Origin of the sequence: Paenisporosarcina indica, from assembly GCF_001939075.1 — a bacterium.
Lineage (GTDB): Bacteria > Bacillota > Bacilli > Bacillales_A > Planococcaceae > Paenisporosarcina > Paenisporosarcina indica.
Genome location: NZ_MPTA01000001.1, coordinates 950,878 through 963,410, shown reverse-complemented (window position 1 = coordinate 963,410; position 12,533 = coordinate 950,878). Strand labels below are relative to the sequence as shown.

Annotated in this window: 12 protein-coding genes and 1 pseudogene; 11 read left to right on the top strand and 2 right to left on the bottom strand. The window is 34.1% G+C overall.

Features of this window, described 5'->3' with window-relative positions:
• Positions 1 to 107 precede the first annotated feature (107 nt).
• From GY23_RS04625 to GY23_RS04605, 6 genes and pseudogenes are all read left to right on the top strand, one after another.
• The gene (locus GY23_RS04625) at positions 108 to 416 is read left to right on the top strand and encodes a hypothetical protein (RefSeq protein ID WP_075618004.1); all 309 of its coding nucleotides are present in this window, start codon (positions 108 to 110) and stop codon (positions 414 to 416) included.
• A 599-nt stretch (positions 417 to 1,015) separates the two neighbouring features.
• On the top strand, positions 1,016 to 1,162 hold the full coding sequence (locus GY23_RS18405; protein ID WP_169834547.1) for a hypothetical protein: 147 nt from the start codon (positions 1,016 to 1,018) through the stop codon (positions 1,160 to 1,162).
• 114 nt (positions 1,163 to 1,276) lie between these two features.
• Positions 1,277 to 1,405, top strand: a pseudogene (locus tag GY23_RS18690) (hypothetical protein); the annotation flags it as partial.
• A 193-nt stretch (positions 1,406 to 1,598) separates the two neighbouring features.
• Entirely contained in the window at positions 1,599 to 1,910 is a 312-nt protein-coding gene (locus GY23_RS19020) for a TIGR04104 family putative zinc finger protein (protein WP_084543982.1), read from the top strand.
• Between the two features lie 157 nt (positions 1,911 to 2,067).
• Positions 2,068 to 2,589, top strand: a complete 522-nt coding sequence (locus GY23_RS18685; RefSeq protein ID WP_245827570.1) for a hypothetical protein — start codon at positions 2,068 to 2,070, stop codon at positions 2,587 to 2,589.
• Positions 2,590 to 2,730: 141 nt separating this feature from the next.
• Positions 2,731 to 3,327 carry a VanZ family protein gene (locus GY23_RS04605; protein WP_075618001.1) on the top strand — a complete coding sequence of 199 codons (597 nt, stop codon included), beginning with the start codon at positions 2,731 to 2,733 and terminating at the stop codon, positions 3,325 to 3,327.
• Between the two features lie 319 nt (positions 3,328 to 3,646).
• Here the strand turns inward: GY23_RS04605 and GY23_RS04600 are convergent, their stop codons facing one another.
• Positions 3,647 to 3,949 carry a site-specific integrase gene (locus GY23_RS04600; RefSeq protein ID WP_075618000.1) on the bottom strand — a complete coding sequence of 101 codons (303 nt, stop codon included), beginning with the start codon at positions 3,947 to 3,949 and terminating at the stop codon, positions 3,647 to 3,649.
• 41 nt (positions 3,950 to 3,990) lie between these two features.
• On the bottom strand, positions 3,991 to 4,140 hold the full coding sequence (locus tag GY23_RS18205; protein ID WP_161487571.1) for a hypothetical protein: 150 nt from the start codon (positions 4,138 to 4,140) through the stop codon (positions 3,991 to 3,993).
• Between the two features lie 442 nt (positions 4,141 to 4,582).
• On the opposite strand from GY23_RS18205, the gene GY23_RS04595 reads away from it, so the two are divergent.
• The 5 genes from GY23_RS04595 (at position 4,583) to GY23_RS04575 (ending at position 12,446) form a co-directional block, all read left to right on the top strand.
• Positions 4,583 to 5,278, top strand: a complete 696-nt coding sequence (locus GY23_RS04595; RefSeq protein WP_084543980.1) for an ABC transporter ATP-binding protein — start codon at positions 4,583 to 4,585, stop codon at positions 5,276 to 5,278.
• Complete coding sequence (locus tag GY23_RS04590) at positions 5,271 to 8,537, top strand: ABC transporter permease (RefSeq protein WP_075617999.1); 3,267 nt, start codon at positions 5,271 to 5,273, stop codon at positions 8,535 to 8,537. The genes GY23_RS04595 and GY23_RS04590 overlap by 8 nt, the downstream gene beginning before the upstream one ends.
• Positions 8,538 to 8,587: 50 nt before the next feature.
• Positions 8,588 to 9,784 (top strand): M1 family aminopeptidase, encoded by a 1,197-nt coding sequence (locus tag GY23_RS04585; protein WP_075617998.1) that lies wholly within the window; start codon positions 8,588 to 8,590, stop codon positions 9,782 to 9,784.
• A 495-nt stretch (positions 9,785 to 10,279) separates the two neighbouring features.
• Positions 10,280 to 10,921, top strand: a complete 642-nt coding sequence (locus GY23_RS04580; RefSeq protein ID WP_075617997.1) for a hypothetical protein — start codon at positions 10,280 to 10,282, stop codon at positions 10,919 to 10,921.
• 388 nt (positions 10,922 to 11,309) lie between these two features.
• Entirely contained in the window at positions 11,310 to 12,446 is a 1,137-nt protein-coding gene (locus GY23_RS04575; RefSeq protein WP_245827569.1) for a hypothetical protein, read from the top strand.
• Positions 12,447 to 12,533: the final 87 nt, after the last annotated feature.

Sequence of the window (12,533 nt, the reverse complement as noted above, 5' to 3'; positions counted from 1 at the left end):
GGAAAATTCAATTAAGTTTGAAACATCTATTCGTTTTATTCGTATTAAAGTAAAGCCGCATTTTACTTTAGGAGTGTTATGTTATCAAATTTTCGGGGGGGAGAAATATGATTGGCGAAATTTTTATAGCAGTAATTTTTATGATTCCACTTTATGCATTCTTTATTTGGACTTATAGTTTTCCTGAAGATAGCTTTTTATTTGGAAAACGTTGGATGTACCAAGAGGAACCCGAGGTTTCTCCAAATGTTGTCCGTTATATGAAATTTGCATCAATTGTCGCTATGATTGGGACACCTATCGTTATTTTTAGCATCTTCTTAAAACAGTCTGTTTTCGGTCTTGCTTTAATGGCGTTTATATTTGTCATTGTTGTTGGTGCGGTTATTATATTTACAGGTAAAAGTAAAACTTAAATAAAGCACTTGTATATGATTAACGGTTGCTTTTATTTCAAGAAGGAGTATAGCCTTTTTCTTATTCAACTAACGGGTGCTTTAGTTGAAGATCAGTGATCTGCTAAAGCCAATTAGGGGTGGAATAATGAATAAATTTATAATTATGTTTAAAGTTATCCTAGCTCTAATAGGGGTTAGCTTATTTATCTGGACTACTATTAATAAAGATATTGAGATTTACTACTTAATCCATTTTTTATTAATATTTCTTACACTAACTGTAGTTTCTTTAGTTCTCTGGAAAAGTAACTTATTTGTAAGTTACTGCATTTCAATAATAGTTATATTATATTTTTTCTATCTAATAATTGATGTAGTCGATGACTCTTTTTGGTTGTATTATACTTTTTTATTCTTCCCTATGGGAGTAGTATTTCTAGGTCATATTGCGGTAATAGAATTCGTATTATGGAAATATTTTTCGAAAAAAAATTAGCTTATTCTACAATAAACATAGGGATATCTCTTTTTCAATCTTTATCCTTATTGAACTAACGCAGCAGGTTAGTGCAACAACATGGTAATAATTTTCAAGGTTATGTATAGGGGGATTTTGAATGGATTTGTTATTTGTAATATTGCTATTAGCAGTATTGATTGCAATATATGATTCGATTAGACGAGTAAATAATAATGTACTAAAACAAGCAGAAGAACTAAAAAAACTAAGAGAAGAATTGCATAAAAATAATAGTGAAAATTAGTTATTCTTGTTTCACTAACGGGTGCTTTACTTCAAGAAGGGGTAAAGCTTTTTTCTTATTAAACTAAAGGGGCAGCATTCCTGTTTGAAGGATTTGTGCCATCTTGAAGGAAGAATGGAAGTTAGAAGTAAAGCGTTACACGAACATTGGATGTCGGACTTAGTTTGCCCAATATTAAGGATAGAAGGAGATTATACGGTAAAAAGAATGAATATAGTCCTCAATTATTTAAGTTCGAATTAAATAAGTTATTAAACCTACGGGGGCGTTGATCCATTAAAGGATTAACGTCACTTTTTTTTGAATACTTTAACTAAAGAAGCAGGTTAGTTTAATTAAATAGATATCGAAATATTTTATGATAAATGGAAAATATAATCATATTTGGAACTTGATTTTGTTTTAAACGTATTAAAGTTAATTAGAGAAAGGGGAAATGGAGATTATGGGAATACAAAAATGTTGTGAATGTAAAAAAAGATTTAAATGGAGTCAAATTTTAAAATCGCTCATTTTAAGTTATAGACCTATTAGTTGCAATCATTGTGGCACGAAGTATAAGATAACTTATTCTTCCAGGTATTTACCAGCTTTATTAATATTTCTACCAATATTAGTTCTTTTAACTCCACATGCAAAAAACCAATCATTTACTATTCCGTTTTTTATTACAGTGGCGCTTATATATAGTCTGCTTATTACGATGATTCTTCCATTTTTAATGAAATACGATTATCCGAAACATTAAGATAAAATAGATTGTAGAGCTGAAATAAATTGAAAGAGGATTTGATCAAGGAAGGATTAAAGCCTTTTTTTGTTGAACTTATTGTACTAAAGCGACAGATTAGTTTAACAACAATTATGTAGTGATGGATGAAATCTAAGAGTTGAGAGGGCATTTAATGAATCTAAAATCATTTTTGATTACTTTTGTTTTTGTTTATACATTGATTAGTTTAGCTATAGCTTTAGGTATAGGTTATTCGCAAGATTATGTTCCAGATGCAACTTTATTTCAAAAGTTTAAAGTACATATAATTGACGTACCTCTTGATAATTTTCTAATTAAAGTTGTAATAGCGTGTATTATGGGAATTGTGGTTGGTTTGGTTATCTCTAAGTGGAACACTATTTTCATTCTTTTTATTGTCTTAATATTCTTTATTATTTCGCCTCCAATTTTAGCTCCAATATTGCACAATGACGATTCTCCAAGAAGTGCAATAAGAAATTATATACAAAATGCTGGGCATCCTTATCAAAGCTTTTTCGCGGTGATAGAAATAAATGGGGCTAGTAATAAAAAAGATGAATATTATGTCTTGTGGAATGATTGGGATGATGTTGCGGATCACTCATGCGATGCTAATAAGAGTGACGAGGACACATATAAAATATCTTGTAGCCAAATTGTGCCTTTCTGAAGACGTAGTTGTATTAGTATTTCATTTTGAAGGTTAATTTCCTTCTTAAACTAAAGCAACAGTTTAGTTCAATAATGGTATTTCCTTAATTTTGTTAAATCAAGTAAAATAAACCTTGACTAAAAAATGGGAGGTGTAAATTTGCACTCAACTTACATTCTTTTTAATATTGTTCCTTTAGGTTTCTTAATTTTGCTGGTATATATTTTTATAGATGTACTTCTTGATTTCTTTAGAAAAGTAAAAAAGAGTAATTTAAAACGAGTTATATTATACAGCTTTATCTTTTATTTAATGTGCTTAATTCAAATGAAAATCGGTGGATTTACACATCCTCAAAATCCAACAGACAATAGTAGAACTTTTATATCAACTAATGACTGGTTTGGAATATTTGATGAATTGAACTTCAATATTTCTATTTGGAGTTATTCAGCAGTACTTTACAACGTAATATTATTAGTACCATTAGGTATTTATCTATTTATTCTATTCAAGTTAAAAAGTAACAAGAAAGCAATCTCTATTGTTGTACTAAGTTGTGTAGGAATTGAAATATTCCGCTTGCTATTTGATGAGTTTGGTTTAGTTTTAGGAGGCTTCAACGCTCTGACAATAATCAACTTGTTGATCAATATTGTTGGAGGAATTACTGGATTTATAATAGCGGTACTAACACTGGAAATGATTAACTCATATAAAAATATAAGTGACGATAAAGAAAAAACATTATACTAAAGTGACTTGTAAAAGTTTGTTAATGAAAGACGAATATGAGACTTGTTACCAAAACTAATATCTCTTATTGCACTAACGGGTGATTTAGTTTAAGAAGGGAATAGAAAATTCAGCTGACTAAAAATTATAACGAAAAAAACACTGAGTATATAATCTCAGTGTTTTTTATATCTTTTTTTATCAAAAAATGACAAAAGTGTACAGCTACAGCTTTATTGCGATGCTAATCCCATTTAGTTTTTAATAGCTATTTACAGGGATATTTGAAATTTTGCACCTCTCAAGATAACCCGTTACTAAAATATATGCTCCCTTTTATTTATATATATTCTCCTAACATCTCGGAACTCCAAGAATGAATCGCATGACGTTCCATCTCAAAGATTTTCTCCAAGTAGATCATCGTCGTTACAATCTTCTCATGCCCAAGCGACCTCGTAATATCGTATAGATCAGCTTTGTTGATTTTTGAAATAATCGCAAAGGTGCATGACGAAATGTATGGTCCGATTTTATTGTCACAATTCTTTATGAATGGTAAGTCACTCTTCTCAATTTGTTCGGTTAAGTATTGTGATAAATAAGAAGGGGTGTAAGCCTTGCCTGTATTGGTCGTAAACAAGGGAGCATCCTGCAACGAATCTTCTAAACTCGCTAACCCTCTTACATATCGAAAAATACGAATGTATTATAGGCCTTTTCCTTCAATGGAATTTGTCTACGCATGTTCCCTTTTCTTAATAAATCATGGTAATTGCCATTGCCAATCAAATCGTATTTCACGTCACCTACAGTTAATGAGCATTCATCCATGCATCTCCACCTCGATACGAATAGAACTCCTGTTTCATTATGGTATAACGATAGCCTATAAACTGGAATTGATAAAGAAAATTCGACGAGTTACTCGCTGGAATCCTGATAGAAGGCGTTTAGATTGATTACTTTGTAAAAGATGCGAATGTAACACTTATAGGAAAACGTTACATTCGCGTCATGACTATCTCACACTAGAACATTAATAGTCGATACTTTAGCGTTTCAAAATAAATATTAAAGGTAAAGGACAGATTAGTTTAATAAACAAAATCAGGGTTCAATTAATAGAAAAGACACTCATCGTGATATTAAAGAATGTTTCTCTTATTTCTATTAGAGATACATATTTCTGAATTTACTATAGTTACACTCAGTTCCCTCTCTGTTATATTTGTAACATACAGAATTTACAAATAATTCTTTAAGGGGGATTAATTTGAAAAACACTATGGAGTGTAAAAAGATAGAGAAGATTTTTAAAGGTGATGGGATTGAAACCTACGCATTAAAAGACATCGACTTGATGTTGCAAGAAGGGGAGTTTGTATCCATTATTGGGCCATCTGGGTCAGGAAAATCCACGTTATTAAGCATTCTGGGAACACTCGATATCCCTTCAAGTGGAGAAATGTTATATGAAAACAAACCTACTAATAAATTGAGCAATAAACACATGGCAGATTTTCGTTTTGAAAACATTGGCTTTATCTTTCAACAATTTCATCTTATTCCAACACTTACTGCTATTGAAAATATTATGGCTCCATTATTTGGACGTAAAGTCCCTTACGATAAAAAACAACGTGCACTAGAGCTCCTTGAAATGGTTGGACTAAAAGACAAATCCAATTCCTTACCTTCTCAATTATCTGGGGGCCAACAACAACGTGTAGCAATCGCACGTGCCTTAGTGCACGAGCCAAATTGGTTACTTGCAGATGAACCAACAGGTAACTTAGATACGGAAACAGGAGAAATTATCTTTCAATTATTGTTTTCTTTGAATCGAGACAAGGGGTGTGGCGTTCTATTTGTTACACATGATCCTGAACTTGCCAATCGTGCTAATCGAAAAATAGAAATGCGAGACGGAGTCATTGTTTCTGATACTATGGTAAATCAATATGCTTAAATTCATCTGGAATTCATGGTGGCGAAATAAAGAACGATTTATATTGTTACTGGTGGGGGTCTTGATATTAAGTACAGGGCTTAGTTATCTAATTGGCATTACTCAAGCAAATAACGGGACTGTAGTTGATGAACTTCAAAAGAGGTGGAAGGCATCCTATCACCTAGTCGTTCGTCCACAAGGGAGTAGAAGCGTTACTGAGGATTTGAACCTTTTAGAGCCTAACTACTTAAGTGGAATGGAAGGTGGAATAAGCCTTGAGCAATATGAGAAGATAAAACAAATTTCGGGTGTGGACATTGCAGCCCCAATCGCAATGATTGGTTCTAGCACTAACCATGTAGAAATGGAAGATCCAGATATTAAAGAACCCGGAATTTATCGGGTAAAAATCGTAGAGAAAACGAATACAGGTGCAAAAATAGAAACAGAGGAATACAACAATTATGTAACTGTTGGTCCTTGGTTCCCACCGGATGCTAGTGATTATGGTGTTACTCCAGGAATGTACACGTTGTCCTACGGCACAGAAGTAATGATTGCAGGTATAGATCCAGAAGCTGAAGCAGCTTTAGTTGGCATTGATCAGGCAATCGTTACAAGCGATAACAGTCGATATTTTAGTGAGGATGATTCCTTTACTAATTTTGAAATTGTTGAAGGGCTTGAGGAAATTCAGATTCCAGTAATTATAAGTAATCAAGATTTTGTTGATTCTGACATTACTTATACAATCGAAAAGATGGATATTCCTTTTGATACTAATCAACATGAAACAATTGTAGATATTCAAAAAAAAGGAAAAGAAAGCTACTTAGATACAATCAAAGGAACACAAGTAAAACAATATTCCTATAATACAACTGACGTTCATGGCATGCTAATAGAAAAGATTTTAAATCCTTCCGATGCTGGCATTCTGAGACTCCCCGATTCCGTCTGGGTCGCTCTAAAGCCCTCAACGGTCAAATATAATCCCGTGACGAGCCCTTACGGAGAAAGATGGCCATATACGTATGAAGTAGAGCCATTTAAGCTCCCTGAAGATTCACTTTTTTACACAAAAAATATGTATAGACAATTTAATCCTTATAGCGAGGATAGTTCCAAATGGCCAAAGTTACGCATGAATTTTATTGGAGTCTTTGATCCTCAGAACTTGCAGGTATCAAAAGATCCACTAACGGAATTGCCAATGGAGACGTACTTTCCCGCAAAAGCTCAGTGGGTAATGGATTCATCTAATAATCCAGTCAATCCGCCTAAAGATATGAAACCAACAAATGATGCATATGGATTTTTAACGAAACCACCTCTCGTTTTAACAACCTTAGATGCAGCGGCGCGTGTCTTAGGGGATACCCCGATTTCGGCAATTCGCGTAAATGTTAAAGGTGTAGAAACGATGAATGAGGATAGTGAAGTTCTTTTACAAAAGGTTGCCAATGAAATCGAGGAGAAAACGGGTCTAATAACAGACATTACACTGGGATCTTCACCTCAGTATGCTTTGACTCACTTACCTGGTCTAGCCGGTGAAAAAGCACTTGGATGGGTTCAGCAACCTTGGATTAAACTTGGATCATCCATCTCAATTTTCCAAGAAGCAAAAATCGGCATGTCAGGAGTCATTGCTAGTGTGATTTTAGTGGCAATTGTTTATGTGTTTGCATCGAACATTATCATGTTATTTGCTAGGAAGAAAGAATTCGCAGTTTTGCTATCTTTAGGATGGAGACCTTCACAACTTTCTAAACTACTCTTTTTAGAGTCAACCATATTAGGGGGGCTTGTTGCGCTAATCAGTTGGTTAATTCTTGGAGCGTTTCTTGTTTCAGGAAGCATAGACACCACACTAGTGAGGGTTTTCTTAATTGGTGTGAGTGGTTTAGCGATTTACTGGCTAGGTTCGCTCATTCCAATATGGTTAATTAAACGAATCAAACCTTACGAGTCAATGAGGTCTGGGGAAGTATCAAAACGGACCAACCGAATTGTCAGAGCCGAATCGGTACTTGGAATGAGTATGAATAACTTGTTTACACAATGGCAACGGAGTTTGCTGTCCATTATCGCTATCGCTGTCCCTACGAGCCTTTTTATCTTCTTTCTCTTCGTGACATTTAGATTGAAGGGTGTTCTATATGCTACTTGGCTAGGTGAATTTGTCGCACTTGAAGTTGGTATGATGCATTACGTGGCGATGGGGGTTGCACTTCTCATAGCTGTATTAACCACAACCGAAATCATGTGGCAAAATGTTGCTGAACGGCAACCGCAGATAGCTGTTTTGAAAGCTACGGGTTGGCATAATAAAGGAATTCGCCTTCTTGTGTTGTTGGAAGGTGCTATGAGTGGTCTTTTAGCGGGGATATTTGGTCTAGGAATTGCGTTGATTATTATTTATCGCATGTATGGTGAAATGCCTACCGAAGAATTTGTCTTCTTATTCTCAACCATCCTTATTCCGATCACAACTGGGGTAATAGGTGCTGTATTGCCTGCTGGAAAAGCAGCACGCATTTTACCATACCAAGCTATAAGTGGGGTACTCCAAAATTCAAAAAAAGTTGAGAAACAATTTAAGTGGGCTATCGGTACAGCGGGGGTAGGATTAATTGTGGGAATACTATCCTTGTTCATTTATGCCATACCTGATAACGATAGTACATCCTCTGGAAAAGTAGTTGGAACATCAGTATCAGAAGGAACAAAAGGAACTTTGTTACCTGTTTCATCTAAGAGTAATGATGTAATCGAGGAAGTGAAGGAAAAAGATGAACCTAGCAATGCAGTGTTTGAAGAGCTAAAAGAAAATGCCCATCGCTCTTTTGTGTTAGGAGAAGATATAGATAGAGAGTTTAAGTTTGGTGAATTGGTTGAAACCCCAACCAACATTGTCTTACCAAACGAAAATAATCAATTAATTTCAATTCCGATTACCATGGAGTCGAAAGATGTGGGTGGCTTTACCTATAAACCTCAAGGCTTTAAGGTAATTGATAAAACTGGAAAAGAATACTCTATTATCAATATGAAAGTAACCGAAAAAGGTAATTGGAAGAATAATTTCAATTTTAGATCGCCGGGTAAAACCAGCGTGATTTTAACATATGAAGTACCAAAAGCAGAATCTCACTTTGTCTTGTTAGCTCGAGTGGCAGCACTGGCAGGAGATTACGTTGCTGAAATCCATATTCCAAAAAACTCACAAAAAAAGAAACAATTAACCCAGGGGCAAGTGGGGCATATCTTCTAGATGTTAAATTAGATGAGGAAAATAGATTCCATATCAGTGCTGAAATTGCCGTGAGGAATGAATCTCAAGATGCCTGGAAAGACATCGGATTTTATTTTATTCCGAATGCGTTTACAGCGGAAAATAAACCAGAATCCATCAATGATACTGCAGACTTTTCTATCAATCAGATTACTTTGGGCGATGAAGAAATTCCTTACGATTTAACGAACAATAAACTTTTACTAAAGCTTACAAACGAATTATTACCAGGTGAAACGAAAAATGTGAAAATAAATTATACTTTGGAATTACCTGAAAACGGTACTCGCTTATCTAAAGTAAATGATAATTTTCACTTGGCACAGTGGTATCCAATGCTGGGACATTACCAAAAAGGCTGGAACATTAAAGACTTTGATATAAAAGGAGAATCCTATCATACGAGTTATGGGGATTATGTAGTGAATTATGAACTTCCAAAAGATTATTTAGTTGTAAGTTCAGGACAGGATGGTCTCATTGTTCCAGCTTCTTCAGGAAAGATAGAAGGAACTAATATTAAGGATTTCTACTTAGGTCTGTTAAATCCAAAAGAATGGACGAGTAAATCTGCAATAGTGAATGATACAAATTTAAGAGTATTTTTACCATCAGATAAACCTGACTTCTCAGAAGAAATGTCTAAATCAGCGATAGAAGCTTATGCTTATTTAGAATCGAACCTGGGAGAAAATCCTTTTCATGAATTAGACATTATCGGAAACAATGGTCAAATGGAATATCCAAATGTGATTGAAGTTTCGAATGATCAACAAAATTTTGAACATACACTTGTTCATGAAATTGCACATCAATGGTTTTATTACATGGTATCAAATGATCCACATAAAGATGCGTGGTTAGATGAAGGCTTAACTGAATTTGTAACGTCTATGTACTTAACAGAAAAATATAATGAAGTAGTTGGTTATGAGTTTGCAAATAATTTGTCGCAGATTAGTTCAATCAATGGAATTGTAAATCTTGCTTTAGACGAATTTGAAAAGGCTGAATATGTGCCTACTGTCTATGGGAAAACTCCGATTTTGTTAAGGGATTTCTTTAAAGACCATGGAGGGCAAGAGGAAGCACTTCAATTCTTATCTGAGTATTTCAAAGCATATAAGTTTAAGTACGTTGACAGTAAGACATTTGCTGACTTCTTAAATGAATACTTTGAAGAAGACAAAAGTGATTTTGAAGAGAAATGGTTAAACATAGAATGAATTTAGATTGACTAAAGATATTTAATCATTTGCTATAAGAAGACGGAAGAAAGTTTAAGTGCTTTTTCCGTCTTTCCTTTTTAATGTGCGACTTAAAGTGAAATAAATTAATTTGGTAATCTTTAACTAAGGAATGCTTTAGTCGAAGATCCGACTGCCTTTACAGGGCAGCTTTTTCTTTTTTTAGAATAAAGTGAAGTTTAGATTCAAGGGGTATGTCAACAAAAGCTACATTTACGCTAGAACCGGATTAAAAGTTTTGCATTTATCGAAAGTAACACTTGTAGGAAAACGTTACATTCGCATACGAAGGGATTAGTCAATGGAATAAAAAATGAAAAATGAAGTAACTAAATACTTTAATTTTTCTGAAAATATATTTTTTAGGTTTCATAACTTGAAAGCCTACATGCCAAGCATTACAGCATAAAGCAATTCATCGAAGATTCATTATTCTTAGGCGAATTAAAAATCAACTTATCGCTTCCTCAAGGAATGACAGTCGAAGAACTGTCACCAAAAGAGCGCTTGTCAATTGTCGAACGATTCCTTGCATATGCAGAAAAAAATATTCGTGCCAATTACATGAAGGAACGAGGAACGCCTGTCTTTGAAGGGGTGGCTATTTCTCAGTTAATTGATGATTATGTGGTTGAGCTGAATAAAGTGAATCGTCGGATTAACGTAACTCAAGTAATTCGTACTCGAAATATGCGTGACCATGATTGGTATATTTACGATCAAGCCATTGTGAACGGTTTAGAAAGCAACTTGATTGATTTTGTGAATGACTATGTCGAAGCTTTAAGAGATCGATATGAGGAAGTGTATCTGATTCGAAATGAACGGAAAGTGAAGATTGTCGAGATTGACGGTGTGAGAGGGTTTATGCCGGACTTCTTATTGTATCTAAAGGATATGGATTATACGTATCAGGTGTTCATTGAGCCGAAAGGAGGTAACCTACTGGTACATGACGAGTGGAAACAAAAATTCTTGTTGTCATTAACTACCAGAGAAGATATTGAAGTTTTGAGCGAAAATGATCAAGTCCGATTAATCGGTCTGAAATTTTATACTGACGATAGTACACTCAAACAAGAATTTCGTGAAGATTTCCATAAAAAACTTTTATAAAATGTGCTATCAAAAACGATGGTATTAGAGATAGCGAAGAAGGAGATGAGAATCTCCTTCTTTTTTGCTGCATTTTTTTATTAATCTAAAGCATTATCTATGGGTGTAGATAAAGAATTTTTGTTTATAGGGGAGTCATGTAAAAAAGTATTATAACGAATTTTTATCTGTAACTAATGACCAAAAAACAAAACAGAATTAGAGGTATTTGTGGTTCTGGATTCTTTTCTGCAAATCGAGGTAGGGCAAAACATATCTTTCATGAACTAATGGGTGTATTACTTAAATTAGGATATAGTAATTTAGTAATAAATGGTATGATTATCCATAGTAGAATTTAATTATAATTTTCTGTACATAGTAGAGATGTTTTGAGAGGGGAATGCTCATGTATAATAGGCTTTCTATAAAAGAAAGGGAACAACTGCTGTCATTAGTTACTATTGAGCAACGTGATTTTTTAGAGAACGAGGTAAAGCGTGGTAGGCGTACTATCTTTGAAAATGCAATGAGGGACGAAAAAATCTCAGCAATCAAGTCTGTAGACACTGCACTTGAAGAAGATGAAAAGAATGTCGTGGATTGGATGATAATTGATTTTTTTGATTTTGGATTAGGTAATCTCGGTGGTCAATGTGCATGTGGTCGAGGGTTACGCTACCAGTTTACTGTAGAGCATCAGAAAACAGGAAGAACGATTCAATATGGGAGAGATCACTTGAGTACCTTCCTGAATATTGATGTGAAAGATATTGATGGTGTCATCAATGAGTTAGACAAGGTGGACCATGAACTTGATGAACTACTTTGGAAAATAGAGCATGACTATTATGGTCATGAATATTATAAAAAAATACCTGATAATACAGTAGTTCCTAAAATAATAGTAAAGCATATCGAGGTTAATGTCCCTTTACTAGACCGCCAAATCAATCGGTTAAATAAGTATTTTGAAAAACAAATGGAAGCTATTATGGAGGAAAAACGAAAAATTCAAGTTGAAATTGAACTCGAAAAACGACGACAGGAAAACGATCGAATTGAAAATCTACTACGAGAAAAGAAACAGATCGAGGATTTGTTGGAAGCTGAAAGAAAGGCTCATCGTGAAGCGGAAATCAAAAGGATACAGCTAGAAAATGAGTACAAGGAAAAACTTCTGCAAAAAAAGAAAAATCAAGAGGCAAATCTTATTAAATCTTCCAAAGAAATGGTTGGTTATGGGGCAAAATTAGAGGATATTGCTTATGCATTTGTGTTGAATGGTGTACATAGTGCGGTAGAGATTAGTTGGATTATGGTGAATAATTTTGACGTTGATAAACGTATTTCCATAAGTACTTTAGGAAGACCGTATATTTATTTTGATGTGCTCGTTGCTTTGAGGCAGCAAGTTGATAATGGGAATCTAATTATTGATGAATCGTCGAATCACGAGGATTGTATTTTTTATGTGAATCCATATCAGGAAAAACATGAAATTAACCAAAGTCCTAAAATACAACAAGAGTTATCGTTGTTTTAACTGAATTTCCATCTAGTTAGAAATAGAACTACCAACATATGCATTTTAGAAAAGAAGTAGAGGAGGTCCATTCAAGTCCTGGCAAAT